Origin of the sequence: Bradyrhizobium sp. WBOS07 (genome assembly GCF_024585165.1) — a bacterium.
Taxonomy (GTDB): Bacteria; Pseudomonadota; Alphaproteobacteria; order Rhizobiales; family Xanthobacteraceae; genus Bradyrhizobium; species Bradyrhizobium japonicum_B.
Genome location: NZ_CP029008.1, coordinates 4,999,710 through 5,024,116 on the forward strand (window position 1 = coordinate 4,999,710; position 24,407 = coordinate 5,024,116).

Sequence of the window (24,407 nt, forward strand, 5' to 3'; positions counted from 1 at the left end):
CCCGCATGACGCAGATGTCACGCCGCCACGTGCTGGCCTTGGGTGTTGGCGGCGCCCTCGGGGCGTCCATGGGGGCGCCGTTGCGCCGTGCGGGTGCATCGGAAGCCGGGACCGAGGCGCACGGCATCTCGGCGTTCGGCGATCTCAAATATCCCGCCGATTTCCACCATTTCGACTACGTCAACGTCGATGCGCCGAAGGGCGGCACGTTCTCGCTGATTCCGTCGGTGCGGGCCTATAACCAGTCCTACCAGACCTTCAACTCGCTCAACGCCTTCATCCTGAAGGGCGATGGCGCGCAAGGCATGGACATGACATTCGCACCGCTGATGGTGCGCGCGAGCGACGAGCCTGATGCGATGTATGGGCTCGCCGCCAAATCCGTGCAGATCTCGCCGGACAGGCTGGTCTACCGCTTCACGATCCGGCCGGAGGCGAAATTCCACGACGGCACCAAGCTTACCGCGCACGATGCGGCGTTTTCGCTGATGGCGCTGAAGACCAAGGGGCATCCCCTGATCCTGGTGCAGCTCCGCGACATGGTCGGCGCGGAAGCGGTCGACGATGCAACGCTCGTCGTCACCTTTGCCAAGGGGCGGGCGCGCGACGTGCCGCTCTATGCCGCGAGCCTGCCGATCTTCTCGAAGGCCTATTACGCCTCTCGCCCGTTCGATGAATCGTCTCTGGAGATTCCGCTGGGATCGGGTCCGTACAAGGTGAGCAAGTTCGAGGTCAATCGCTACATCGAGTATGAGCGGGTCAAGGACTGGTGGGCTGCCGATCTGCCGCCCTGCCGCGGCACCTATAATTTCGATGTCGTGCGCTATGAGTTCTATCGCGACCGCGATGTCGCCTTCGAGGGATTCACCGGCAAGAACTATCTCTACCGCGAGGAGTTCACCTCGCGCATCTGGGCGACGCGCTATGATTTTGCCGCCGTCAAGGAGGGCCGCGTCAAGCTCGAGGTCGTGCCCGACGACACGCCGTCCGGCGCGCAGGGCTGGTTCATCAATACTAGGCGCGATAAGTTCAAGGACCCGCGCGTGCGCGAGGCCCTGATCGATGCGTTCGACTTCGAATGGACCAACAAGACCATCATGTACGGCGCCTATGCCCGTACGGTGTCGCCGTTCCAGAACTCCGATCTCATGGCGAGCAACGGGCCGCCGTCGCCGGAAGAGCTGAAGCTGCTGGAGCCGTTCCGCGGCCGGGTTCCCGACGAAGTGTTCGCTGCGCCCTTCGCGCCGCCGGTTTCCGATGGATCGGGGCAGGACCGCGCGCTCTTGCGCAAGTCGCAGCAGCTGCTCAACGAAGCCGGCTATCCGATCAAGGACGGCAAGCGAATGCTGCCGAGCGGAGAGGTATTCAAGATTGAATTCTTGGCGGAGGAGCCGTCGCTTCAGCCGCATCACGCGCCGTATATCAAGAATTTGGCAACGCTCGGCATCGAAGCAAGTCTCCGTCTGGTCGATGCCGTGCAATATCGCGCGCGCGTGGAGGATTTCGACTTCGACATGACGATCCAGCGCTTCAGCATGTCGGCGACGCCTGGCGATGCCATGCGCGCGTTCTTCTCCTCGCAGGTCGCGAATACCAAGGGCTCGTACAATCTTGCGGGCGTCGCCAGCCCGGCCATCGACGCCATGATCGAGAAGATCATGGCGGCCGACAGCCGCGAGGAGCTGACCGTCGCTTGCCGCGCGTTCGATCGTCTGTTCCGCGCCGGCCGCTATTGGGTGCCGCAATGGTACAACAAGACGCATCGGCTGGCTTACTGGGACCAGTTCGGTCATCCGCCGAAGCTGCCGCGTTACGCCAACGGCGTGGGCGCGCCCGATATCTGGTGGCATGAACCGGCCAAGGCCGCCAAGCTGGAGCAGGCGAAATAATCATGAGCGCCTATATTGCCCGCCGTCTCCTCCTGATGATTCCGACCCTGCTCGGCATCCTCTTCGTCTCCTTCGTCGTCGTGCAGTTCGCGCCGGGCGGCCCGGTCGAGCGCGTGATCGCGCAACTTTCGGGGGCCGATACCGGCGGCACCTCGCGCATTTCGGGCGGCAGTGACTTTGCACAGCGCGCGCCGGGACAAGTCGGCGCCGGCGGCGATGCCATCAACTCGAAATACCGCGGCGCGCAGGGCCTCGATCCCGATTTCATCAAGAAGCTCGAGGCACAGTTCGGCTTCGACAAGCCGGCCCCGGAACGCTTCGCGCTGATGGTGTGGAATTTCGCCCGCTTCGATTTCGGCAAGAGCTATTTCCGCGACGTCAGCGTGCTCCAGCTCATCAAGGAAAAGCTGCCGGTCTCGATCTCGCTCGGGATCTGGCTGACGCTGATCACCTACCTGATCTCGATCCCGCTCGGCATCCGCAAGGCGGTCAAGGACGGCACGCGCTTCGACACCTGGACGTCGACCATTCTCGTGCTGGGCTATGCGATTCCCGGCTTTCTGTTTGCGATCCTGCTCATCATCCTGTTCGCCGGCGGCTCCTTCTTCAACTGGTTCCCGCTGCGCGGACTGACCTCGGACGGCTGGTCGCAGTTTCCCTGGTACTGGAAGATCATCGATTATTTCTGGCATCTGACGCTGCCGCTGATCGCGATGGGATTGGGCGCGTTCACCACCATGACGTTCCTGACCAAGAACTCGTTCCTGGACGAGATCCGCAAGCAATACGTCATGACTGCGCGCGCCAAGGGTTGCAGCGAGGGCCGGGTGCTTTACGGACACGTCTTTCGCAACGCGATGCTGATCGTGATCGCGGGCTTCCCCGGCACCTTCATCCACGCCTTCTTTTCGGGCTCGCTGCTGATCGAGACCATCTTCTCGCTGGACGGGCTGGGCCTGCTCAGCTTCGAGAGCGTGCTCAACCGCGACTATCCCGTGGTGTTCGGCACGCTCTACATCTTTTCGCTGGTCGGCCTCGTGATCAACCTGGTCTCCGACCTCACCTATATGTGGATCGACCCCCGGATCGACTTCGAGGCGCGGGAGGTCTGATGACGCTGACCGCGCCGACGCCGATCGAAACCACAGCGAAGTCGCCCCTTGGCGACGCCGTTCCGATCACGCGCAAGCCGTTTGCGCCTTCGCCGCTCAACCGGCGGCGCTGGCAGAACTTCAAGGCCAATCGCCGCGGCTACTGGTCGTTCTGGATCTTCATCGCCTTGTTCGTGGTCTCGCTGTTCGCCGAGCTGATCGCCAACGACCGCCCCTTCCTGATCAAGTTCGACGGCCGGCTCTATTGGCCCGCTTTCGTGACCTATTCGGAAACCACCTTCGGCGGCGATTTCGAGACGGCGGCCGACTATCGCGACCCGTACTTGCAGAAGCTGATCAAGGACAAGAACGGCAGCATCGTCTGGCCGCTGATCCGCTATTCCTACGATACTCACAATCTCGACCTGCCGACGCCGGCGCCGTCGCCGCCGACCTGGATGCTGACCGAGAAGCAGTGCCAGCCGGTGGTGGAGAAGAAGGGGCTGAAGAGCTGCCGCGACCTCGAATACAACTGGCTCGGCACGGACGATCAGGGCCGCGACGTCGTCGCGCGGCTGATCTATGGGTTCCGCATCTCGGTGCTGTTCGGCCTTTGCCTCACCATCATCTCGTCCGTCATCGGCATCGCCGCGGGCGCGGTGCAGGGATATTTCGGCGGTCGGGTCGATCTGATCTTCCAGCGCTTCATCGAGATCTGGACGGCGATTCCCTCGCTCTATCTTCTCCTGATCCTGTCCTCGGTGCTCGTGCCCGGTTTCTTCGTGCTGCTCGGCATCCTCCTGCTGTTCTCCTGGGTCTCGCTGGTCGGTCTCGTGCGGGCCGAGTTCCTGCGCGGGCGCAACTTCGAATACATCCAGGCGGCGCGGGCGCTCGGCGTGTCCAACCCGGTCATCATGTTCCGCCACCTGCTGCCGAATGCGATGGTGGCGACCATGACGTTCCTGCCCTTCATCGTGTCGAGCTCGGTGATGACGCTGACGGCGCTCGATTTCCTGGGCTTCGGCCTGCCGCCCGGATCGCCTTCGCTCGGCGAATTGCTGTCGCAGGCCAAGTCCAACGTGCAGGCGCCCTGGCTCGGCTTCTCCGGCTTCTTCTCGGTCGCGATCATGCTATCGCTCCTGATCTTCATCGGCGAAGCGGTGCGCGACGCCTTCGATCCGCGCAAGACGTTCAGGTAAGGTCATGGACGCGATCAACCAGCCCCTGCTTGCCGTTCGCGACCTCTCGGTGACTTTCCACCAGGGCGGCGCCACCACGCTCGCGGTCGACAAGGTCTCGTTCCAGATCAAGCGCGGCGAATGCCTGGCGCTGGTCGGCGAATCCGGCTCCGGCAAGTCGGTCAGCGCGCTCTCGATCCTGAAGCTGCTGCCCTATCCGAATGCCTCGCATCCCTCGGGCAGCATTCGCTTCAAGGGGCAGGAGCTGATCGACCGCTCTGAGCAGCAGATGCGGGAGATTCGTGGCAGCGATATCTCCATCATCTTCCAGGAGCCGATGACCTCGCTCAATCCGCTGCACACGATCGAGGCGCAGATCGGCGAGATCATCCAGCTGCACAACCCGACCAGCAATGCGGAGGCCCGCAGGCGGACGCTGGAGCTGCTGACGCAGGTCGGCATTCCCGAGCCCGAGACGCGGCTGAACAGCTATCCGCACCAGCTTTCCGGCGGCCAGCGCCAGCGCGTGATGATCGCGATGGCGCTCGCCAACGAACCGGATCTGCTGATCGCGGACGAGCCGACCACGGCGCTCGACGTCACCGTGCAGGCGCAGATCCTGGCGCTGCTCGCCGACATCCGCTCGCGGCTCGGCATGAGCCTGCTCTTCATCACCCACGATCTCGGCATCGTGCGCCGCATCGCCGACACGGTCTGTGTCATGAAGAACGGCGAGATCGTCGAGCAGGGGCCGGTCGAGCAGGTCTTCAGGACGCCGAAGCATCCCTATACGCGCGACCTGCTCGCCGCGGAGCCGAAGCCGGATCCTGCGCCGCCGCAGCCGGACGCACCGGTGGTGATGTCGGTCAACGATCTGAAAGTGTGGTTTCCGATCAAGCGCGGCCTGATGCGCAAGACGGTCGGCCACATCAAGGCGGTCGACGGTGTCAGCGTCGCCGTGCGCAAGGGCGAGACGCTCGGTGTGGTCGGCGAATCCGGCTCGGGCAAGACCACGCTGGGCCTGGCGCTGCTGCGGCTGATCTCCTCGAACGGACGCATCGTGTTCCTGGGCAAGGATATCCAGGGCCTGCGCTTCAAGGAGATGCGTCCGTTCCGGCGCGACATGCAGATCGTGTTTCAGGACCCGTTCGGCTCGCTCTCGCCGCGCATGTCGATCGCCGACATCATCGCCGAAGGCCTCTCCGTGCATCAGCCGAAGCTGTCGCGTGAGGAGCGTGAGGCGCGCGTCGTCAAGGCGCTGGAAGACGTCGGGCTGAAGCCCGATACCCGCTTCCGCTATCCCCACGAATTCTCAGGTGGCCAGCGCCAGCGCATCAGCATCGCACGCGCGGTGGTGCTGGAGCCGGACTTCGTCGTGCTGGACGAGCCGACCAGCGCGCTCGACATGCTGTTCCAGGCCCAGATGGTCGATCTGTTGCGCGAGCTGCAGCGCAAGCGCGAGCTCACCTACATGTTCATCTCGCACGATCTGCGCGTCGTCGCCTCTCTCGCCAGCCATCTCATCGTGATGCGCGGCGGCAAGGTCGTCGAAGAGGGACAGGCCGCCGAGCTGTTCAAGAACCCGAAGACGGATTACACGCGCGCGCTGTTCGCGGCGGCCTTCCGCCTTGAGACGTCGGGGAATGGCTCGGTGGCGACGTAAGTCCGTCAGAGCCGCTTGATCGCAACGATCTCGCTGCCGGCCTGCCTGATTCGCGCGATCGCCGGCTCGATCGGCTCGATCACGGTCGCCATGTGATACGCGTTGGCGTGAACCATGGTGCTGCCGTCGCGGGCGATCGCGACGTGGCCCTTCCAGAAGATCAGATCGCCGCGCTGCAAGCGGCTTCGCTCATGCGGCTCCACTGCGCGGCCGAGACCGGCGAGCTGCATGTCGCTGTCGCGCGGGCAGCCGATCCCCGCTGCCGTCAGCGAGACCTGGACGAGGCCGGAGCAGTCGATGCCGAGACTGCTCTTGCCGCCCCAGAGATAGGGCGTGCCGACGAAGCGCTCGGCGATTGCGACGAAATCCGGCTCGCGATGATCGAGCGCAGCGAGATGCGTTTTCGGCAGATACCTGCCGTCGTGCGTCACGGCAAAGCTGCCGTCCTCGCGCGCCACGGCGAGCCTGGATCCCATCACGAGCGTCTCGGCCGGCGGCAGCTTGATCGACGGGCCGGGGAAGGCAAACGTCCGCAATGCGCTGACCACGTGGGTCGGGCCGGCCGACGGCTTCACCAGCGCCGCATCCGGCAGCCAGCCGACATAGCCATCGCCATTGAGCTGGCCCCACGCCCAACCCTCGCCGTTGCGATCGTAGACCGTGACGCGCTCACCGCGCAGGGCCTCCGTCATCAGCATCGCGCTCGAGGACGGCTGCTCGCGCACCGGCGCGACCGGTTCGACCACCTCGAACTCCTCGCCCGCGACGAAGCGATCCGCCTGCACCTTGCCTTCGAGATATTTCGCGGCGAGGTCGCCCCGTGCCGGTGTTATTCGCGGATCATGCATAGCGCTCGCTCAGCAAGCTGTAGATGGCGCGCGCGGCCTGGCACTCGCCGCCTTCGGGGCGTGCCGGCTTGGCCGACGGGGTCCAGCCGTAGATGTCGACGTGCAGCCAGCTCCCGGCGTGCTCGACGAAGCGTTGCAGGAACAGCGCGCAGGTGATCGAGCCGGCAAAGCCGCCCGATGGCGCGTTGGTGATCGTGGCCGTCTTGGAGTCCAGCCACTGATCGTAAGGCGGCCACAGCGGCATGCGCCACAACGGATCGTTCTCCTTCACCGCGCAGCGCGCAAGGTCGGCGGCGAGGGTCTCGTCATTGGTGTAGAAGGGCGGCAGATCCGGCCCGAGCGCGACACGCGCCGCGCCGGTCAGCGTGCCCAGGTCGATCAGCAGGTCCGGCTTTTCCTCGTCGGCCAGCGCCAGCGCGTCGGCGAGCACCAGGCGTCCCTCGGCGTCGGTGTTTCCGATCTCGACCGTGATGCCCTTGCGCGAGGTGAAGATATCGAGTGGGCGGAAGGCATTGCCGGCGACCGCGTTCTCCACCGCCGGAATCAGCACGCGCAGGCGCACCTTCAGCTTCGCATCCATCACCATGCGCGCCAGCGCCAGCACGTTGGCGGCGCCGCCCATGTCCTTCTTCATGATCAGCATGCCGCTCGACGGCTTCAGGTCGAGCCCGCCGGTGTCGAAGCAGACGCCCTTGCCGACCAGCGTCACCTTGGGATGATCGGGATCACCCCAGCCGATGTCGATCAGCCGCGGCGCGCGGCTGGAAGCCATGCCGACGGCGTGGATCAGCGGGAACTGCTTCTCCAACTCCTCGCCGATGGTGCAGGCGAAGCTCGCGCCGAACTCGGCGGCGAGGGCTTGCGCGGCGGCGGCGAGCTCGTCCGGCCCCATGTCGTTGGACGGCGTGTTGATGAGGTCGCGCGCGAGAATTGCGGCATCGGCAATCCGCTCGATCTCGGCCGGGTCGACGCCGTCAGGCGGCACCAGCCGGACCTCGGGCCTGTCAGCCCTGCGGTAGCGCGCGAAGCGGTAGCTGCCGAGCGCGAAGGCGAGCGCCGCCAGCCGTGTATCGTGCGGCGCATTGGCAAAGCGATAGATGCCCGGCGGCAAGAGGCCGGGCAGCGCGCCGGGCCGGAACAGGTCGCGCGATCTTGCACCCTCATCCTCGAGGCCGAACAGCACCTGTGCAATCGCGCCATCGGGCGCGGGCAGGGCGAGATAACCGCCGGGCTTGGCCGCAAAGGCGCACGAGGTGGCGAACTGGCGTTGCGGCGGCGGCAGCGCCTCGGCGACCTGATCCCAGCTCGATTTCGTGACGAACGTGATCGGGATGGCAGTGGATGACGTCTCGAAGACAGAAGGCATTGGCAGGTCCGGATCGTCGGATCAAACGGGTGATGCGAACGGACGAGACTTCGCAGAGTTTCGCCGCGGCTGCAATCGGCTTTGCGGGCACCGTTTCGGCGAGGCGCTACTCGCGGCAAGGGGGCCATGCTAGGTTCCGGCAAGGGTCGCCAGGGCTGGAGATCGGGCGGCCGACGACAAACGCGCCGGGAGGACATGCAATGGAATTTGTGTGGAGCGTGGTCACGTTCATCGGCCATGCCGTCGAGGCGATCTTTGGCTATGTCGAGCACCACCATTGGATCTTCGCGCTCCTTGCCGGCGGTTATGTGTTCTATCTCCACGACCGCTCGGTCCACGCGCGGTTCGATGCACTCGACAAGCGCGTCGACGAAATCCGCAAGCGGCTTGCGATCGAATATTGAGCGGCGGCCATTGCAGAGGGATCCGGACCGGCAGGCGCTCGGCCTCCATCCCGACCTTGGCAGAGGTGCCACGGCAGGCGGGGGTGAGATGGCCCTGCGAAGCGGCGTTAACCCGCCGTTAGGGTTAACAGCCTATTGCTGACGCGTTCGGCTCGATCAATCGGCTCGAGAGTCAAGGCGTCATGCGTCAACGGTTCAGTCTCGCCCGGCTTCTTGCGTCCACCTCGCTGGTCGCGGCGGTGGCCATGGGCCTCGGCGGCTGCACGGGCATGTCGAAGCTCTCCGACGTGACAGGCTCGCTCGGCGGACCACGGGCAGAAGCGGCGCCCACCGATCCCGCGCGCGCCGTCGAGGTCTACGGCGAACGCTACCGTGCCAATCCCAGGGACGCCGAGGCGGCGCTGGCCTATGGCCAGGCCTTGCGCGCCAACGGCCAACGCGCCCAGGCCGCCGCGGTGCTGGAGCAGGCGACCATCGCCAATCCCGGTAACAAGGCGCTGCTCGCGCAGTATGGCCGCGCCCTCGCCGACAACGGCAATTTTCAGCAGGCCTACGACGTCCTGTCGAAAGCGCATTCGCCTGATAATCCGGACTGGCGCCTGCTCTCGGTGCAGGGCACCGCGCTGGACCAGATGGGTCGTCACGGCGAGGCGCGCTCCTATTATGCGAGCGCGCTCAAGATCGCGCCGGGTGATCCCGGCGTGCTTTCCAATCTCGGCCTGTCCTACATGCTGTCGAAGGATCTGCCCAAGGCCGAAGAGGCGTTGCGGCAAGCCTACGCTTCGCCGCGCGCCAGCAGCCGGGTGCGGCAAAATCTCGGCCTCGTCGTCGGTCTGCAGGGCCGCTTCGCCGAGGCCGAGACCATCGTGAAGGCGGATCTGCCGCCGGATCAGGCCGCGGCCAATGTCGCCTATCTCAAGGACATGCTGAACCGCAGCGACCATCATCGCGGCGGGCCGAAGCGGACCCCGGTCGCCGCGCTCAACCAGCCCGACTGATCAGGCTCTGATCTTCAGCATTCGCAGCCGTCCCGCGGACCGCGCGGACGACGGCTCGTGTCACTGCATCTCAGTGATCTTGATGCCGGTCGGTCCGAGAATGACGACGAACAGCACTGGCAGGAAGAACAGGATCATCGGCACCGTCAGCTTCGGCGGCAACGCCGCGGCCTTCTTCTCGGCCTCGGTCATCCGCATGTCGCGGTTTTCCTGGGCCATGACGCGCAGGGACTGACCGAGCGGGGTGCCGTAGCGTTCCGCCTGCTGAAGCGCGAGACAGACCGACTTGACGCCGTCGAGCCCGGTGCGTCGTGCCAAGTTCTCATAGGCGACCTTGCGGTCCTGCAGGTAGGACAACTCGGCCGTGGTCAGCGTGAACTCCTCCGACAGCGCGATCGACTGTCCCACGATTTCGGTGGCGACCTTCCGGAACGCCATTTCGACCGACATGCCGGATTCGATACAGATCAGGAGCAGGTCGAGCGCATCGGGAAAGGCGCGCTTGATCGAGAGCTGGCGCTTGGAGATCGCATTCTTCAGGAACAGCATCGGCGCCTGGAGGCCGAGATAGGCCGCGCCGATGCAGATGCCGATCTTGATCGGCACCGGCTTGTCCATGTGCGCGATCACGAAGACGTAGAGAAGCGAGCCGACGAAGAGCACGATCGGCGTGACCAGGCGGGCAAACAGGAAGGTGATATAGGGCGCCTGGCCGCGGTAACCGGCCATGATCAGCTTGTCCCGCGCCGCCTCTTGCGCCAGCCATTTCGTGAGGTTGAAGTCCTCCACGACCTTGGAGACGAGCTGCTTTGGCGTCTGACGCAGCGAGACCTTTTCGTTCTTGTGAAGGCGCTCTCGCTCGCGCTGCCGAATGCGCTCACGCTCGCTCGCGACCGCCTTCATGCGCTTGGAGAGTCCCTCGCCGGCGAACAGCGGCATCACCAGCGTATAGACGGTGGCGCTGGCGGCGATGGCCGCCAGCAGCATCGTCATGAAGCGGACGTCATGCAGTTTCGAAACGAGGAACTCGACCATGCATCACCGTCAGAAGTCGAAATTGATCATCTTCTTCATCACCATGATGCCGATCGACATCCAGATGACGCAGCCGACCAGCATCAGCTGGCCGGTGGGATGAGTCCAAAGCAGCGAGATATAGTGCGGCGTCGTGAGATAGACGAGGAACATCACGATCGGCGGCAACGAGCCGATGATGCCGGCGGAGGCCTTGGCTTCCATCGACATCGCCTGGATCTTCTCTTTCATCTTCTTGCGGTCGCGCAGCACCTTGGAGAGGTTGCCCAGCGCTTCGGAGAGGTTGCCGCCCGACTTCTGCTGGATCGAGATGACGATGCCGAAGAAGTTGGCTTCGGGCAGCGGCATGCGCTCATAGAGGCGGGAGCAAGCCTCGCCCAGCGGCATGCCGATCGCCTGCGTCTCGATGATGGCGAGGAATTCGCTGCGCAGCGGCTCTGGCGAATCGGCCGCGACGACCTTGATTGATTCGAACAGCGGCAGGCCGGCCTTGATGCCGCGGACGATGACGTCGACCGCGTCGGGCAGTGCCTTCAGGAACTTGTCCTCCCGGCGCTTCTTCAAGAAGCCGAGGGCCCAGCGCGGCAGGCCAAAACCTCCGGCAAAGGCGAGACCGGCGGCGCCGAGCAGGCCGCCGCCGACGAACAGGGCCGCCGCGAACAAGACGCCCGCCACGACGGCGGACACGATCCAGAATTTCTGCGGCGTCCAGTCCAGTCCAGCCTGGGAGAGGCGGATATTGAGCGGAACGCTCTTCTCCTGCTGACGCCGTGCCTCAAGATCCTTCAGCGACGTTTCGACCTGCTCGCGGCGCGATCGCTGGCTCTTTTCGCTCTGCTTGGCCATCGGCGCGTCGGCGCGCGAGATCGAGGCGCGCCGGCTTTCCGCCTTCCGTTCCCCGGAGAGCAGCGGATAGAGGAAAACCCAGGCGATGCCGCCGACCGCGGCTGTGGCCAGAAATGCGAGGGCGAGGACCTGTATGTTCATGGCGTCGCTGACCTGCTCACGTCGTCGGCGCCACTTCCGCGGCGTCGAGAGCCGCGGCAAGGCGCTTCTCCTCGCCGTAATAGCGGGCGCGTTCCCAGAACTTTGGACGGCCGATGCCGGTCGAGCGGTGGCGGCCGATGATCTTGCCGTTGGCGTCCTCGCCGATCATGTCGTAGAGGAAGATGTCCTGGGTGATGATGGTGTCGCCTTCCATGCCCATCACCTCGGTGATGTGGGTGATGCGGCGCGAGCCGTCGCGCAGGCGCGCGGCCTGGACGATGACGTCGATCGAGGCGCAGATCATCTCGCGGATCGTTCGCGAGGGCAGCGAAAAGCCGCCCATCGTGATCATGGATTCGCAGCGCGACAGCGCTTCGCGCGGATTGTTGGCATGCAGCGTGCCCATCGACCCGTCATGGCCGGTGTTCATGGCCTGGAGCAGGTCGAACGCCTCGGGTCCGCGGACTTCGCCGACGATGATGCGTTCGGGCCGCATACGCAGGCAGTTGCGCACCAATTCGCGCATGGTGACCTGGCCCTCGCCCTCGATGTTGGGCGGACGGGTCTCCAGCCGCACCACATGGGGCTGCTGGAGCTGGAGCTCGGCGGCGTCCTCGCAGGTGATGACGCGCTCGTCGTGCTCGATGTAATTGGTCAGGCAGTTGAGCAGCGTCGTCTTGCCCGAGCCGGTACCGCCGGAGATCAGCACGTTGCAGCGGACGCGGCCGATGATCTGGAGGATCTCGGCGCCCTCCGGCGAGATCGCGCCGAACTTGACGAGCTGATCCAGCGTCAGCTTGTCCTTCTTGAACTTGCGGATGGTGAGCGTCGGGCCGTCGATCGACAGCGGCGGCACGATGGCGTTGACGCGGGAGCCGTCGGCAAGACGCGCGTCGCAGATCGGCGAGGATTCGTCAACGCGCCGGCCGACCTGGCTGACGATGCGCTGGCAGATGTTGAGGAGCTGCTGGTTGTCGCGAAAGCGGATGCCGGTGCGCTGGATCTTGCCGGCGACCTCGATGTAGACGGTGTTGGCGCCGTTGACCATGATGTCGGCGATATCGTCGCGCGACAGCAGCGGCTCGAGCGGGCCGTAGCCGAGAACGTCGTTGCAGATGTCGTCGAGCAGTTCCTCCTGCTCGGCGATCGACATCACGATGTTCTTGATCGCGATGATCTCGTTGACGATGTCGCGGATTTCCTCGCGGGCGGATTCCGAATCCAGCTTGGCCAGCTGGGCGAGGTCGATCGCTTCGATCAGCGCGCCGAAGATGGTCGCCTTGACCTCGTAATAATTGTCGGAACGCCGGCTCTCCATGGCCGGGGGCGGCGGAGCCTTGGCGGGAGCAAGCGGCGGCGAGGCGACGGCCGGCGGCGGCGGGGCGCGCGACACCGTCGGCGCCGGAGCCTGGGCAGGCTCGAGCGACACGGCGCCGGGCTTGGGCGCCCGAAGGTCGGTGTCTGTTCCGCTACGCTTACCGAACACTTAACAACTCCATGCGGCGGCTATTTTCCCCGCAACTTGTCAATCAGGGGTGAAAACAGGGACGACTTTTGCTTCTTGGTTTCGCTGCGGCCGGTCAGGCGCTGGGCGATCTGAAGGAACATCTCGATCGACTTGTGGTTGGCGGAGATCTCCGCGATCATCTGGCCGTTGTTGGCCGCCGAGCCGAAGATCTGCGGCTCGAACGGGATCGAGACGATCGGCTGGCTCTCGATCGCCTTGGCGAACTCCGCGGCGGCGATTTCGGGCCTTTTCGGCACGCCGACCTGATTCAGGCAGTAGAGCGGCGGCCGGTCGTTGGGGCGCGCGGCCTTCAGCAGGTCGAACAGGTTCTTGGTATTGCGCAGATTGGCAAGGTCGGGGGCGGCCACGATCAGAATGTCGTCTGCTCCGATCAAGGCGCGCTTGGTCCAGCCGGACCATTGGTGCGGAATGTCGAGCACGATGCACGGCATGGTGGAGCGCAGCGTGTCGAACACGGAGTCGAAAGCGTCGGTGCCGAAATCATAGACCCGGTCCAGCGTCGCCGGCGCCGCCAGCAGGCTGAGATGGTCGGTGCATTTCGACAGCAGGCGGTCGATAAAGGCGGTGTCGACGCGATCGGGCGAGAACACGGCGTCGGCAATGCCCTGCGGCGGATCCTGGTTGTAGTCGAGCCCGGCGGTCCCGAAGGCCAGGTCGAGATCGGCGACGACGGCATCCATTGCAAGGTCGCGCGCGATCGCCCAGGCGACGTTGTGCGAGATGGTGGAAGCCCCGACGCCCCCCTTGGCGCCGACCACGGCGATGATGCGGCCGACCGCCTTGGCTTCCGGCGCCGAGAACAGGTTGCAGATCGATCGTACGACGTCGATCGCGCCGACCGGCGCGAGCACATAGTCGCTGACGCCGCGGCGCACCAGTTCGCGGTAGAGCGTGACGTCGTTGATGCGGCCGATCACGACCACGCGGGTGCCGGCATCGCAGACGGTGGCGAGCTGGTCGAGCCCGCCCAGGAGGTCGTTGCGGCCGTCGCTCTCGAGCACGATCACGTTCGGCGTGGGAGCCGAGCGGTAAGCTTCGATCGCGGCCGCCATGCCGCCCATCTGGATCTTCAGATGGGCTTTGCCGAGGCGACGATCCTCGCCGGCCGACTGCACCGCGGCCGCGGTCTCGACCGTCTCGCAGAAGGCCTGGACCGAGACGCGCGGCGAGGGCGCGATATGCTCCTCGACCGGCGGAGGCGGGGCTTCCGGCTGCTCTTCGTGGGTCTGGCGAGCGTAGCTGATCATTTGCCGGTGTCGCTGAGTTTGGCCTTGTCGGCTTCGGGATAGGTGGTCGCGCTCGTCAGTCCCTTGCGATACTTCTCGAGACCGGTGATGCGCCGGGGGGTGTAGGACGGCGTTTCAGGCCGCGGCTGCTCGAGGTCCGACGGATTGTCGACCATCGCGGCGAGGTTGCGCTGATAGGCGCAGCCGTAATTGTAATATTCCTTGTTCTCGAACCAGCTCTTGTTCTTGATCGAAGGGCCGATGTCGTCCGGCCACAGGCCGCAGGGGCCTGCGATCGCTGCGATCTTGGAATAGGTGAGACGGATCGGCGGCAGGAAGCGCCTGTCCTCGGGCTGGTAGGGGCGAACGTTGACACCCCGCGGCGGAACGCCCGCCGCGGCCAGCATCGCCTGGATTTCGCGCATCGTGTCCGCCACCGGTCGCGCATTGGGCGTGCCGGACGGCACGTCGATGCGGATGGCGCCGGTGCCTTCGCGCAGCCATGCCGAGGCGACGCCCATCACGTCGGCGCGCTGGGCCGCGGTCAATCCGCCGCGGGCATGGCCGACGAAGACGACGATCGAGCGGTTCTGCTCCTCGATCGCGATCGGGTGGCGCTGCTTGTAGTCGGTCGGAATCGAGGCGGTGACGACCTCGTCGTGCTGGCAGCCACTGAGCGCGAGCGCCATTGCGACCAGCGCGCCACCGAGATGGATGGCGCGCTTGCGAAGCTGGGGTGGTCTTGTGATCATCGTGAAGTCCCCGTTCCGCCTCAGTCGGTAATGAAGCCGTAGGTGCCGCGGTAGTTCTTGGCCGGTTCGGTCCGGCCGGGCACGCCGTAGATACGGTTGATGTTGCCGAGCAGCTGGGCCTGTGGATCCGCGGGCGGGGCGAAGCCGTCATCCGGCCGCGACAGGTCCTTTGGCGCCACCGCGCGAACGACATAGGGCGTCACGATCACGACCAGCTCGGTGGCGTTGTTGACGAAGTCGCGGCTGCGGAACAGCGTGCCGAGGATCGGGAGCTGCATCAGCCCCGGCAGGCCGCTGATGGCCTGCTTGGTCTGCTGCTGGATCAGGCCGGCCATCGCCATCGCGCCGCCGGAGGGAATTTCCAGCGAGGTCTCCGCGCGGCGGGTCCTGATCGAGGGCACCGTCAGCGAGTTCACCGAGGTCGAGGTCACGGCCTGCGACAGCGTGATCGCGTTTTCGTTCGAGAGCTCCGAGACCTCCGTCATCACGCGCAGGCTGATCTTGCCTTCGCTCAGCACCACGGGGGTGAAGTTGAGCGAGATGCCGAACTTCTTGAAGCTGATCTGGGTGGTACAGACATGGGTGGTGGGATCGCACGCATAGCCTGCCGGGACCGGGAATTCGCCGCCGGCGATGAACGTGGCCGATTCACCGGAGATTGCGGTCAGGTTCGGTTCGGCCAGCGTGCGGATCACGCCCGCGGTCTCCATCGCGCGCAGGGTGGCCTGCACCGACGACGAGCCGCCGAACTTCGTCGTCAAATTGTTGCCGTCCACGAGGTTCTTGCCGAGCGCGGTGAACGGATTGGAGTTGGTGAAGCTCACCACCGACGTGCCGTAGTTGAGGCTGGCACTCAGGTCGATGCCGAGCTGCTTGACGATGGTGCGCTGGACCTCGGCCACCGTCACCTTGAGCATGACCTGGTCGCGGCCGCGCACCACGATCGAGTTCACCACCTTGTCGACGCCGCCGGCCAGGCGTGCGGCGAGCTCGTTGGCCTGCTGCGCTTCCATCGGATTCGCCGCCGTGCCGGTCAGGACAATGCCGTCGCCGAGCCCGTCGATCTGAATGTCCGAATTGGGCAGAATCTGCTTCAGCGCGGCCCGCACGCCGTTGAGGTCGCGCTTGACCGCGATATCATAGGCCGCGATCTGCTGGCCGGCGGAATCGAAGAACACGATATTGGTCTGGCCGACCGTGGCGCCGATGATATAGGCGCGCTGGGCCGAGCGGACCACCGCGTTGGCGATCTTGGGATCGGCAACCAGCACGTCCTTGATGTCGCGCGGCAGGTCGATGACGACGGATTTGCCGACGCCGAGCGAGAGGAAGCGCGCGTTCATCTGGCCATCCGCCGCGGCCAGGGCCCCGGGACGGTAATCGGCGGCGACCGCGGGGGTCAGCACCGGGTTGAGCGCCAACGCCAGAGCGGCCGAAAACGACAGGGCGCGAACCGCCGAGGTTCGCATCGTCGCCAAATCCACCCTGCGTCTCATATCGACTGTCTTCATCGTACTTTCGCCGTCTGACTTGGAATGCCGTAGCGAATGATCGAAACACCGTCCCGCTTCTGCGCGGAATCATCGAGCGTGATTTCGCTCATCTTGACGTCGACGATGCTGCGCAGCGCCAGCGACAGCGTGCCGCTCTGGCGGGCCGCGGAGAGTGTTGCGGTCTGCGCCGGATTGAGCTCGAGGGTGACGGTCTTGCCGACCACCGCGTTCTGGCCGTCCTTTTCCTTTGGCGCCTGGTCGATGGCGAGGACCCGGATATTGGCCAGGATGATCTCGGAGGTGACGATGTCGGGGGCGCCGTTGTTCTGGTCCGGGTTCTTCAGCCGGCGGGTCAAGAGGACGTCGACCCGATCGTTGGGCAGGATGAAGCCGCCTGCGCCGGTCTCCGGCGAGATCTCGGTCGAGATTGCCCGCATGCCGGTGGGCAGGATTGCAGCCATGAAACCGGAGCCTTCGGCCTTGACCAGCTTCTGGTCGCGGATCGGCTCACCTTGAATGAACGGGGCGCGCGCGATCGAACCGGTGACCTGGGTCGCGCCTTCGGGACGCTCGTTGCGGCGGATGAAGGTGGCGCTGGCGGTCGCGGCCGGCCAGGTCTGCCATTGCACGTCTTCCGGCTTCACGGTCTGGCCGAGGCCGATGTCGTTCTTGGCCACGAGGACGTCGACGGTCGGAAGCTGGGCGACCGGAGCCGGAGGCGGCGCAGTTTGGTCCGAGCCGCTCGCCAGGTACGCGGCGACGCCGCCGGCGCTGATGGCGACCGCCAGGACGACAATGCGTGCCCTATTCATACGCTTCACTTTCCAACAAGACGCCGCGACGCTGCCGCCGCCGTAATCGGCAGTTGACCAGCTATTCGTCAAAGCATGGTTAATGAGGCGTATCTAAATCGCCTTAACGCCGGGTTTACCCGGTGCGTTCAGCGCAGTGCGAGGTGAGCGAGGTCGATCGCCTTCACCCATTCGGTCTCGGGGTAGACCATCAGCGCGCTCAGCGCGAGCGCGATGCCGTAGGGGATGCCGCTCTCCTTGGCGTGCAGCCGCGCGAGCCAGGCCTGACCCGCCAGCCCGTAGGGCAGCGGCCATTGCCGGAACTGGAGCAGGAGCAGCGTCAGCGCGCCGCCGAACAGCGAGGCGTAGAGCAGGAAGTTCATCAGCTGCGCGAATCCGAACCAGAGCGCGACGGAGGCCGCGACCTTGGCATCTCCGCCGCCGACCCAGCCCATCGCAAAGCAGGCGAAGGCTATGACGAGCAGGAGCGCGCCGGCGCCGACATGGCTCAGCATCTCGTAGGGTGCCATGCCGCCGGCGAGGGCGAGCGCGAAGAAGCCTGCGACCAGCGCCAGCGACACGCGATTGGAGATCGTCATCGTGAACAGATCGCTCGCGGCGGCGAACGCCATCAGGGCAGGGAAGAGCAGAAGGCGCGCAAGGTCGAGGATCATGGGCTGCGTCTTGAGGCCTGGGTTTGCCGGGGAAACTGGCGTCGCCGGATTCTAGCCGGCAGTGCTAAACAAACCGACAACGGCCGCGAGGGTCATGCAAGGCCGTAGCTGCGGAACGGGTGCTACCAGAGGCTGGCAATGCGCGCGGCGAGCGCAACTGTCGCAAGCAGCAGCGCAAGGCAGACCCAATAGACCGGCGAGCCGGCCTGCGCCGCAGCTGCCTCGTCTGCCGCGACCGCGGCACCGGTTCTGGACTCTCGCAACGCCACTGGAACTCGCCGTCCTTGGAAAAACAAAGGCCCCGGAGGTCCGGGGCTTTTGCCGTCGTTCGTCTGTTGCTTACTTCAGCCCGGTGCTGATCGAGGTGAACTTGGTGTTGAGCGTGCTGCCGAGGCTGTTGACGACGGTGATGATGGCCAGCGCGATACCGGCGGCGATCAGACCGTATTCGATGGCGGTTGCGCCGGATTCATCCTTTGCGAAACGCGCAATCAAGCTCTTCATGAACAAAACTCCATTCGGGTGAGATCGCCTCGTTCGGCGCTGTCTTTGACCCGATGACCATGTAAGCCGAGCTCTTTCGGTAGAGTTAATCCGATCGCGTAAACCCGCGTCCGGCGCGATGCTTTCGTCCAGAGTGAATTTCGCCTTAAAGCCGCGGCCTCAATTTCGGTTCCAGATGCGTCGCCGGCACGGCGGCCGCTTCACCCTCCCTTAAATCTCACGGAGTAGGCGTAAGCGAGGACCGGAATTCGCGGAGAGAGGCGATGATGTCGAGCCTGCCCATGCAAGTCGCCCTGATGCTCGGCGAGACCATCGCGAAGTTGCTCCCCGTTACCTTCGTGCTCGCGGCGGTCTTCACCGTGCTCGAGCATTTCTGGGCCTGCAACCCCGGCGCCCCGTGGTGGCGCAAGCGGGAGATCATCACCGACATTTGCTATTGGTTCTTCGTTCCGGTGTTCGCCCGCACCATGCGGATCGGACTTCTGATCGTCGGCGCCGCCGTCGTCTTCAACATCCACGACGCCGACGAGCTCATCGCCTTCTACGACAACGGCCATGGGCCGCTGGCGCAGCTGCCTCTGTGGGTGCAGGCCCTGCTGTTCCTGGTGCTGTCCGATTTCATGCTGTACTGGATCCACCGCTTCTTCCATGACGGCGGTTTCTGGAAGTACCACGCCATCCACCATTCGTCCGAGGAAATCGGGTGGATTTCGGCGGCCCGCTTCCATCCCATCAATCTCCTGCTCGGGACGATCAGCGTCGACGTCGTGTTGCTGATGGCCGGCATTTCCCCGAACATCATGCTCTGGGTCGGCCCGTTCACCACCTTCCATTCGGCGTTCGTGCACGCCAATCTGAACTGGACCTTCGGACCGTTCAAATATCTGCTGGCAACGCCGGTGTTCCACCGCTGGCACCACACGTCGCTCGACGAAGGCGGCAACACGAATTTCGCCGGGACGTTCCCGGTCTGGGACGTGCTGTTCGGCACGTTCCGCATGCCGGAGGGGCGGCTGCCGCAGGATTACGGCAAGGACGAAGCGGCCATACCGAAGGAGATCGGGGGCCAATTGGCCTATCCGTTCCGCCAGTAGGGTGGGAAAATCGGCGGCAAATCTCGACTACGTTCAAACAATCGTCGACGAGTTTGCGGAACGTTCACAAATTAAGGGCAGGTTAGCCGGGTCGGGCACCGGCTCCGCTGTTAGCTGTTCGCTTCTGCCGGTTTGTGACGTCCCGGGAGTATGAGTATGCGTAAGGAATTGCTGCGCCGTCATGCGCGGGTCTGTCTTCTGGTTGCTGCCGCAGTGCTGGCATCGCCGGCTGCCGGGCTCGCCGAACCGACCGCCGACACCATCGCCGTCAACGTCGACCAGGCCAAGCTGGTGCGGCTGCCCGGCAAGGTGGCGACCATCGTGGTCGGAAATCCCCTGATCGCCGACGTCACGCTCCAGCCCGGCGGCATGATCGTCGTGACCGGCAAGGGCTACGGTGCCACCAATTTCATTGCGCTCGACCGGGGCGGCGAGATTCTGGTCGACCGTCAGATTCAGGTCGAAGGCCCGAGCGACCGGCTCGTCACCGTCTATCGCGGTATCGAGCGCGAGTCCTACAGCTGCATGCCGCTCTGCCAGCGTCGGGTGACGCTTGGGGACAGCGACACCTACTTCAACAACACCATGAACCAGGCCGGTTCGCTGAGCAGCAGTGCCAGCGGCAACGCCGGTGCGGCCACCAAGTCCAACTAGCCGGAGCGATTGGCGGGTTCGCGCCGGGGTGGATCGCATAATTCTGCCCCGCCGCTTCTGCATGCCAGCGACGTCCCTCTGCGCGTCATCCTTGGCCGCCGCCGGCGCGCGGGGTTAACGCATCCTTAACCGACCGCTTCGCGCAGCGTGAATCGCCTGCAACACTTAAACAATCAGTTTTAGCTATTGAACGAAGCAGATGATCGCCGCTGCTGGGGAATTTGACGCGATGCCTGCGCCTACGAGATTCACGCTCCGGAAAGCGCTATGCCGGTTTCGAGGCAGCCGCCGCGGCTCCGCCGCGGTCGAGTTCGCGCTGGTCGCTCCGGTCTTCTTCGGACTGCTGTTCGCCATCATCGAGACCGCGTTGGTGTTCTTCGCGGGGCAGGTGCTCGAGACCATCACCCAGAATTCGGCGCGTGCGATCCTGACCGGTCAGGCGCAAGCACAGGGTGGCTCGGTGGCGGCCTGTCAGATGGTGCCCAACGCGGTCTCGGCATGCAATCAGACCACGTTCAAGGCCTATGTCTGCACCCAGATCCCGGCGCTGTTCGATTGCAACAAGCTTTACGTCGACGTGGTCAGCACCAGCTCCTTCACGACGCTGAGCCTCACCAATTACGGCGATTCCTGCACCTTCAATCCGGCCGGCGTGCAATACAATCCCGGCAGCTCCAGCCAGGTCGTCGTGGTGCGGCTATTCTATCAATGGCCGCTCTTCGTCACCGGCCTCGGCTACAACATCGGCTGCAGCAACAAGCGGCTGCTGGTGGCGACCGCAGCCTTCAAGAACGAACCTTTCTGAGGCAGATGGATCTGGGCGGGCCAATGCAGGCGATTGCGAACTTACTGGGGAATGCCCGCTGCTCGGCGCGTGACTTCGTCGCCGACACGCGCGCGCTCGCGGCGACCGAATTCGCGGTCATCGTCCCGCTGATGCTGGTGATGTTCTTCGGGACCGTCGAATTCTCGTCGGCGGTGGCGATTGATCGCAAGGTCACGTTGATTGCACGGACGCTGTCCGATCTGACTTCGCAATCGACGACGCTTGCCGATGCCGACATGCAGAACACGTTCACGGCGAGCATCTCGATCGTCATGCCTTACGACGCTACGCTCGTGAAGGGCTCGATCTCCCAGATCTATATCGATGCGGACAGCATTGCCACGGTGCAGTGGAGCAAGGCCGGAACCATCGCGAGCGGCGCGACGCAAGCGACGCTGGCGACCTCGGGCCGGAAGGCCGGCGACAAGGTGACCAACGAGATTCCGCCGACGCTGCTGATTCCGTCGACCTATCTCATCCTCAGCGAGGCGAGCTACACTTACACGCCGTCGGTGGGCTACGTGTTGAAGTCGAACATTCCGCTGAAGGATCTGTCCTACACGCGGCCGCGGCAGGCCACTTGCGTTCAATACAACAACGTGCCGTCCTCGTGCTGACGCTCCCGAGGGGGGCCTGGAAATGAAAAAGGCCGTGCGTTGCGCACGGCCTTCTTGCTTCTTGCGAGCCGATCGGGCGAGGCCCGGCGGGTTCAGCCTGCGGCGCGGAGGTTGTCCGCAGCCGACTTGCCGGAACGGCGGTCGGCCACGATCTCGTAGGAGATCTTCTGACCTTCACGCAGCGTGCCGAGGCCCGCACGTTCCACAGCGCTGATGTGGACGAACACGTCCTGGCCGCCATCGTCGGGCTGAATGAAGCCGAAGCCTTTGGTCGCGTTAAACCACTTCACGGTTCCCATGCTCACGGGGGTAGTCCCTTCTCAGATAACACTATGTGGCAGCCTGCTCGCGCAGGCCAGTTAGATCGAATTTTTGGAAGGGTCGTCAGCGTGTCTGAACCGGCTGTACCGGTGGATGCTAATGTCGTCCGGCCGAAAATCGATAAATTCCTTTTATCGGAATTCGAGCGTCAAAACAATCCAGCCGCGCACGATTTTTTGATCCGCCGTGGTGATCACGGCGGACCAATGGAAAGCTCGGAATCTTACTGCCGCGCCGTCGCCGACTAGCGACGACGGAACTGGCCGCCGCGCTGTCCGGGACGAGGCGGTCCGCCCACGCCGCTGGGGCGTTCGTCCTTGTGGCGGAAAATCAGCCGGCCCTTCTCGAGGTCATAGGGCGACATCTCCACCGTCACGCGGTCGCCCGCCAGAGTCTTGATGCGGTTCTTCTTCATCTTGCCGGCGGTATAGGCGACGATCTCGTGTCCGGCATCGAGCTGCACGCGGTAGCGGGCGTCGGGGAGGATTTCGGTGACCAGTCCTTCGAACTGGATCAGCTCTTCCTTAGCCATGTGGGTGTCTCCAGTCGTAGACTGTTAGTTCGAATGAGGATTGCGGTTCGGTCGGCCGTTGGGGCGACTCTCGCGACGCAAAAAGGCAACGCCTTGTATTCCATCAGGCTTGCCGGCGCTATGCGCGGGACGCTGTTCCGACCGATCGGCGGGTGAGGAATTCATCTTACCACCAGGACCACGGCGGCGGCGAGACCCCTTGGAGGCCTTGTGGCCTTCTCCGGGCCTGCCATCAACAGGTCTGCCCTCGCCATGCCGTCCTTCGCCGGGCCGTCCGTCGGCCGGCCTGCCGGCGCTGTGATGACGTCCGTCAGCATGCCGTTCGTCGCCACGCCGTCCGTCGCCGTGCCGGGCGCCCTGGGGACGCTGGCCCGGGCGGCCACCCGGCCGGCCCTGCCGTTGCTGCGGCGGGGGAGGGCCGGCGTCGCGGCGGCCCGCATCGGTGCGGTGGTCTTCGCGCGGCAACGCCACGCGGATCAGCCGCTCGATGTCGCGGAGGTAGCTGAGCTCCTCGCCGCCGGCCACCAGCGAGATCGCGGTGCCGTCGGCGCCGGCGCGCGCGGTGCGGCCGATGCGGTGGACGTAGGTTTCCGGCACGTTGGGCAGGTCGAAATTGATGACGTGGCTGATGCCGTCGACGTCGATGCCGCGGGCGGCGATATCGGTGGCGACCAGGGTGCGGATCTCGCCCGAGCGGAACTGGGCCAGCGTGCGCTCGCGATGGTTCTGCGACTTGTTGCCGTGGATGGCGCTGGCAGGGATGCCGGCCTTCTCGAGCGACTTCACCACCTTGTCGGCGCCGTGCTTGGTGCGGGTGAAGACCAGGGCGCGGTTGACCGGCTCATCCTTCAGAAGCTTGGTCAGGAAGGCGGGCTTGGCGGAGAAGTCGACCTGGACGATGCGCTGGTTGATCCGCTCGGCGGTCGAGGACACCGGGGTCACCGCGACCCGCGCGGGGTCGCGCAGCATGGCGTCGGCGAGCTCGGCGATGTCCTTCGGCATGGTGGCCGAGAAGAACAGCGTCTGCCGCTTGATCGGGAGCTTGGCGACGATTTTGCGGATGTCGTTGATGAAGCCCATGTCGAGCATGCGGTCGGCCTCGTCGAGCACGAGGAACTCGACGCTCGAGAGCTTCAAACCGTTGCTCTGCACGAGGTCGAGCAAGCGGCCGGGGGTGGCGACCAGCACATCAACGCCCTGCATCAGGGCGCGGACCTGGCGGCCCATCGGCACGCCGCCGATGGCCAGCGTCGAGGCGAGGCGCAGGTGGCGGCCATAGGCGTTGAAGCTGTCGAGGATCTGGCCGGACAGCTCGCGGGTGGGCGACAGCACCAGCACCCGGCAGGTCTTGGGCTGCGGCTTGATGCGATGCTCGAGCAGGCGGTGCAGGATCGGAAGCGCGAACGAGGCGGTCTTGCCGGTGCCGGTCTGGGCGATGCCGACGACGTCGCGCCCGGTCAGCGCGATCGGGATGGTCTGGGCCTGGATGGGGGTGGGAGTGACGTAGTTCTCTTCGGCGAGAGCACGCGCGATCGGTTCGGCGAGGCCGAAATCCTGAAACGAAGTCAAAAGATGGGTTCTTTCCATGTCAAAAGCGGACGCCCGGCGCAATCGGCGCGGCGCGCGCAAAAGGGTGTCGAGAAGACACCTGCGTGTTTAGGGTGTCGGATGGCTTGGGAGATATGGGGCAAGCCAGAGGCCCGGAGGGGCTTAAGAACACGCGGCTCGCAACGACCTCTTGATTCGCAAGAGGTCTCGGCTGCTCATATGGAACATCCAAGGGGCGCTTTCAAGGCAAGCTGGCGCGAAATGGCGATTGCAGTGCAGAAATAGTTATGCCGGAAATTTAGCCAGACCAAAGAATTTGCTCAAGGAATGACCAACATGCCGCTTTGGCATACATTCTCATTGCTCAAGATTTGAGCGGTCCCTTCGC

At 64.7% G+C, this 24,407-nt stretch carries 26 protein-coding genes; 11 read left to right on the forward strand and 15 right to left on the reverse strand.

Annotated elements, in window-relative coordinates; translation table 11 throughout:
- Positions 1 to 5: 5 nt before the first annotated feature.
- The 4 genes from DCM79_RS23820 to DCM79_RS23835 are packed head-to-tail and all read left to right on the forward strand — an operon-like array spanning position 6 to position 5,821.
- Positions 6 to 1,889, forward strand: a complete 1,884-nt coding sequence (locus DCM79_RS23820; RefSeq protein WP_257176616.1) for an extracellular solute-binding protein — start codon at positions 6 to 8, stop codon at positions 1,887 to 1,889.
- 2 nt (positions 1,890 to 1,891) lie between these two features.
- On the forward strand, positions 1,892 to 3,001 hold the full coding sequence (locus tag DCM79_RS23825) for a microcin C ABC transporter permease YejB (RefSeq protein WP_028138547.1): 1,110 nt from the start codon (positions 1,892 to 1,894) through the stop codon (positions 2,999 to 3,001).
- Complete coding sequence (locus DCM79_RS23830) at positions 3,001 to 4,179, forward strand: ABC transporter permease (protein WP_028138546.1); 1,179 nt, start codon at positions 3,001 to 3,003, stop codon at positions 4,177 to 4,179. The genes DCM79_RS23825 and DCM79_RS23830 overlap by 1 nt, the downstream gene beginning before the upstream one ends.
- A gap of 4 nt (positions 4,180 to 4,183) precedes the next feature.
- Entirely contained in the window at positions 4,184 to 5,821 is a 1,638-nt protein-coding gene (locus DCM79_RS23835) for an ABC transporter ATP-binding protein (RefSeq protein WP_257176617.1), read from the forward strand.
- Between the two features lie 5 nt (positions 5,822 to 5,826).
- Here the strand turns inward: DCM79_RS23835 and DCM79_RS23840 are convergent, their stop codons facing one another.
- Entirely contained in the window at positions 5,827 to 6,669 is an 843-nt protein-coding gene (locus DCM79_RS23840) for a C40 family peptidase (RefSeq protein ID WP_257176618.1), read from the reverse strand.
- Positions 6,662 to 8,035, reverse strand: a complete 1,374-nt coding sequence (locus DCM79_RS23845; RefSeq protein WP_257176619.1) for a M17 family metallopeptidase — start codon at positions 8,033 to 8,035, stop codon at positions 6,662 to 6,664. Before DCM79_RS23845 ends, DCM79_RS23840 begins: the two co-directional genes overlap by 8 nt.
- A 200-nt stretch (positions 8,036 to 8,235) precedes the next feature.
- Here DCM79_RS23845 and DCM79_RS23850 point away from each other — a divergent pair, with 200 nt between their 5' ends.
- Positions 8,236 to 8,439, forward strand: a complete 204-nt coding sequence (locus DCM79_RS23850; RefSeq protein ID WP_126259720.1) for a hypothetical protein — start codon at positions 8,236 to 8,238, stop codon at positions 8,437 to 8,439.
- A 182-nt stretch (positions 8,440 to 8,621) separates the two neighbouring features.
- Positions 8,622 to 9,437: a tetratricopeptide repeat protein gene (locus DCM79_RS23855; RefSeq protein ID WP_257176620.1), complete on the forward strand. Its 816-nt coding sequence runs from the start codon at positions 8,622 to 8,624 to the stop codon at positions 9,435 to 9,437.
- A gap of 60 nt (positions 9,438 to 9,497) precedes the next feature.
- On the opposite strand, the gene DCM79_RS23860 is transcribed toward DCM79_RS23855, so the two are convergent.
- The 10 genes from DCM79_RS23860 to DCM79_RS23905 all read right to left on the reverse strand — a co-directional run bounded on the left by DCM79_RS23860 (position 9,498) and on the right by DCM79_RS23905 (position 18,427).
- Entirely contained in the window at positions 9,498 to 10,472 is a 975-nt protein-coding gene (locus DCM79_RS23860) for a type II secretion system F family protein (RefSeq protein ID WP_257176621.1), read from the reverse strand.
- Between the two features lie 9 nt (positions 10,473 to 10,481).
- Entirely contained in the window at positions 10,482 to 11,459 is a 978-nt protein-coding gene (locus DCM79_RS23865) for a type II secretion system F family protein (protein WP_257176622.1), read from the reverse strand.
- A 16-nt stretch (positions 11,460 to 11,475) separates the two neighbouring features.
- Positions 11,476 to 12,945, reverse strand: coding sequence for a CpaF family protein (locus DCM79_RS23870; RefSeq protein ID WP_028138538.1), 1,470 nt, complete (start codon positions 12,943 to 12,945; stop codon positions 11,476 to 11,478).
- Between the two features lie 20 nt (positions 12,946 to 12,965).
- Positions 12,966 to 14,234, reverse strand: coding sequence for an AAA family ATPase (locus DCM79_RS23875; protein WP_028138537.1), 1,269 nt, complete (start codon positions 14,232 to 14,234; stop codon positions 12,966 to 12,968).
- The gene (locus DCM79_RS23880) at positions 14,231 to 14,965 is read right to left on the reverse strand and encodes a CpaD family pilus assembly protein (RefSeq protein WP_257176623.1); all 735 of its coding nucleotides are present in this window, start codon (positions 14,963 to 14,965) and stop codon (positions 14,231 to 14,233) included. The genes DCM79_RS23875 and DCM79_RS23880 overlap by 4 nt, the downstream gene beginning before the upstream one ends.
- 20 nt (positions 14,966 to 14,985) lie before the next feature.
- Positions 14,986 to 16,461: a type II and III secretion system protein family protein gene (locus DCM79_RS23885; RefSeq protein WP_257180833.1), complete on the reverse strand. Its 1,476-nt coding sequence runs from the start codon at positions 16,459 to 16,461 to the stop codon at positions 14,986 to 14,988.
- 11 nt (positions 16,462 to 16,472) lie between these two features.
- Positions 16,473 to 17,270 carry a Flp pilus assembly protein CpaB gene (gene cpaB / locus DCM79_RS23890; protein WP_257176624.1) on the reverse strand — a complete coding sequence of 266 codons (798 nt, stop codon included), beginning with the start codon at positions 17,268 to 17,270 and terminating at the stop codon, positions 16,473 to 16,475.
- A gap of 128 nt (positions 17,271 to 17,398) precedes the next feature.
- A complete protein-coding gene (locus DCM79_RS23895) occupies positions 17,399 to 17,923 on the reverse strand; it encodes a prepilin peptidase (protein WP_257176625.1) in 525 nt (174 codons plus the stop codon).
- 122 nt (positions 17,924 to 18,045) lie between these two features.
- Complete coding sequence (locus tag DCM79_RS23900) at positions 18,046 to 18,192, reverse strand: hypothetical protein (protein ID WP_257176626.1); 147 nt, start codon at positions 18,190 to 18,192, stop codon at positions 18,046 to 18,048.
- 70 nt (positions 18,193 to 18,262) lie between these two features.
- Positions 18,263 to 18,427 (reverse strand): Flp family type IVb pilin, encoded by a 165-nt coding sequence (locus tag DCM79_RS23905; protein WP_028138532.1) that lies wholly within the window; start codon positions 18,425 to 18,427, stop codon positions 18,263 to 18,265.
- 266 nt (positions 18,428 to 18,693) lie between these two features.
- Here DCM79_RS23905 and DCM79_RS23910 point away from each other — a divergent pair, with 266 nt between their 5' ends.
- From DCM79_RS23910 to DCM79_RS23925, 4 genes are all read left to right on the forward strand, one after another.
- A complete protein-coding gene (locus tag DCM79_RS23910) occupies positions 18,694 to 19,521 on the forward strand; it encodes a sterol desaturase family protein (RefSeq protein WP_028138531.1) in 828 nt (275 codons plus the stop codon).
- A gap of 156 nt (positions 19,522 to 19,677) precedes the next feature.
- Positions 19,678 to 20,175: a pilus assembly protein N-terminal domain-containing protein gene (locus DCM79_RS23915; protein ID WP_028138530.1), complete on the forward strand. Its 498-nt coding sequence runs from the start codon at positions 19,678 to 19,680 to the stop codon at positions 20,173 to 20,175.
- Between the two features lie 229 nt (positions 20,176 to 20,404).
- The gene (locus tag DCM79_RS23920) at positions 20,405 to 20,980 is read left to right on the forward strand and encodes a TadE/TadG family type IV pilus assembly protein (RefSeq protein ID WP_257176627.1); all 576 of its coding nucleotides are present in this window, start codon (positions 20,405 to 20,407) and stop codon (positions 20,978 to 20,980) included.
- A gap of 23 nt (positions 20,981 to 21,003) precedes the next feature.
- Positions 21,004 to 21,618, forward strand: coding sequence for a TadE/TadG family type IV pilus assembly protein (locus tag DCM79_RS23925; RefSeq protein ID WP_257176628.1), 615 nt, complete (start codon positions 21,004 to 21,006; stop codon positions 21,616 to 21,618).
- A gap of 92 nt (positions 21,619 to 21,710) precedes the next feature.
- On the opposite strand, the gene DCM79_RS23930 is transcribed toward DCM79_RS23925, so the two are convergent.
- A complete protein-coding gene (locus tag DCM79_RS23930; protein WP_028138527.1) occupies positions 21,711 to 21,923 on the reverse strand; it encodes a cold-shock protein in 213 nt (70 codons plus the stop codon).
- Between the two features lie 27 nt (positions 21,924 to 21,950).
- Between DCM79_RS23930 and DCM79_RS23935 the strand changes: the two genes are divergently transcribed.
- Positions 21,951 to 22,187, forward strand: coding sequence for a hypothetical protein (locus DCM79_RS23935; RefSeq protein WP_257176629.1), 237 nt, complete (start codon positions 21,951 to 21,953; stop codon positions 22,185 to 22,187).
- Here DCM79_RS23935 and infA read toward each other — a convergent pair.
- On the reverse strand, positions 22,184 to 22,471 hold the full coding sequence (infA, locus tag DCM79_RS23940; RefSeq protein ID WP_008131890.1) for a translation initiation factor IF-1: 288 nt from the start codon (positions 22,469 to 22,471) through the stop codon (positions 22,184 to 22,186). The two genes, DCM79_RS23935 and infA, sit on opposite strands and share 4 nt — an antisense overlap.
- A gap of 24 nt (positions 22,472 to 22,495) precedes the next feature.
- On the reverse strand, positions 22,496 to 24,058 hold the full coding sequence (locus DCM79_RS23945) for a DEAD/DEAH box helicase (protein WP_257176630.1): 1,563 nt from the start codon (positions 24,056 to 24,058) through the stop codon (positions 22,496 to 22,498).
- Between the last annotated feature and the right edge of the window lie 349 nt (positions 24,059 to 24,407).

Coding starts and splice junctions, on each gene's coding strand:
- DCM79_RS23820 (WP_257176616.1), top strand. CDS start 6: ATGACGCAGATGTCACGCCGCCACGTGCTGGCCTTGGGTGTTGGCGGC.
- DCM79_RS23825 (WP_028138547.1), top strand. CDS start 1,892: ATGAGCGCCTATATTGCCCGCCGTCTCCTCCTGATGATTCCGACCCTG.
- DCM79_RS23830 (WP_028138546.1), top strand. CDS start 3,001: ATGACGCTGACCGCGCCGACGCCGATCGAAACCACAGCGAAGTCGCCC.
- DCM79_RS23835 (WP_257176617.1), top strand. CDS start 4,184: ATGGACGCGATCAACCAGCCCCTGCTTGCCGTTCGCGACCTCTCGGTG.
- DCM79_RS23840 (WP_257176618.1), bottom strand. CDS start 6,669: ATGCATGATCCGCGAATAACACCGGCACGGGGCGACCTCGCCGCGAAA.
- DCM79_RS23845 (WP_257176619.1), bottom strand. CDS start 8,035: ATGCCTTCTGTCTTCGAGACGTCATCCACTGCCATCCCGATCACGTTC.
- DCM79_RS23850 (WP_126259720.1), top strand. CDS start 8,236: ATGGAATTTGTGTGGAGCGTGGTCACGTTCATCGGCCATGCCGTCGAG.
- DCM79_RS23855 (WP_257176620.1), top strand. CDS start 8,622: ATGCGTCAACGGTTCAGTCTCGCCCGGCTTCTTGCGTCCACCTCGCTG.
- DCM79_RS23860 (WP_257176621.1), bottom strand. CDS start 10,472: ATGGTCGAGTTCCTCGTTTCGAAACTGCATGACGTCCGCTTCATGACG.
- DCM79_RS23865 (WP_257176622.1), bottom strand. CDS start 11,459: ATGAACATACAGGTCCTCGCCCTCGCATTTCTGGCCACAGCCGCGGTC.
- DCM79_RS23875 (WP_028138537.1), bottom strand. CDS start 14,234: ATGATCAGCTACGCTCGCCAGACCCACGAAGAGCAGCCGGAAGCCCCG.
- DCM79_RS23880 (WP_257176623.1), bottom strand. CDS start 14,965: ATGATCACAAGACCACCCCAGCTTCGCAAGCGCGCCATCCATCTCGGT.
- DCM79_RS23885 (WP_257180833.1), bottom strand. CDS start 16,461: ATGAGACGCAGGGTGGATTTGGCGACGATGCGAACCTCGGCGGTTCGC.
- cpaB (WP_257176624.1), bottom strand. CDS start 17,270: ATGAATAGGGCACGCATTGTCGTCCTGGCGGTCGCCATCAGCGCCGGC.
- DCM79_RS23895 (WP_257176625.1), bottom strand. CDS start 17,923: ATGATCCTCGACCTTGCGCGCCTTCTGCTCTTCCCTGCCCTGATGGCG.
- DCM79_RS23905 (WP_028138532.1), bottom strand. CDS start 18,427: ATGAAGAGCTTGATTGCGCGTTTCGCAAAGGATGAATCCGGCGCAACC.
- DCM79_RS23910 (WP_028138531.1), top strand. CDS start 18,694: ATGTCGAGCCTGCCCATGCAAGTCGCCCTGATGCTCGGCGAGACCATC.
- DCM79_RS23915 (WP_028138530.1), top strand. CDS start 19,678: ATGCGTAAGGAATTGCTGCGCCGTCATGCGCGGGTCTGTCTTCTGGTT.
- DCM79_RS23920 (WP_257176627.1), top strand. CDS start 20,405: ATGCCTGCGCCTACGAGATTCACGCTCCGGAAAGCGCTATGCCGGTTT.
- DCM79_RS23925 (WP_257176628.1), top strand. CDS start 21,004: ATGCAGGCGATTGCGAACTTACTGGGGAATGCCCGCTGCTCGGCGCGT.
- DCM79_RS23935 (WP_257176629.1), top strand. CDS start 21,951: ATGTGGCAGCCTGCTCGCGCAGGCCAGTTAGATCGAATTTTTGGAAGG.
- infA (WP_008131890.1), bottom strand. CDS start 22,471: ATGGCTAAGGAAGAGCTGATCCAGTTCGAAGGACTGGTCACCGAAATC.
- DCM79_RS23945 (WP_257176630.1), bottom strand. CDS start 24,058: ATGGAAAGAACCCATCTTTTGACTTCGTTTCAGGATTTCGGCCTCGCC.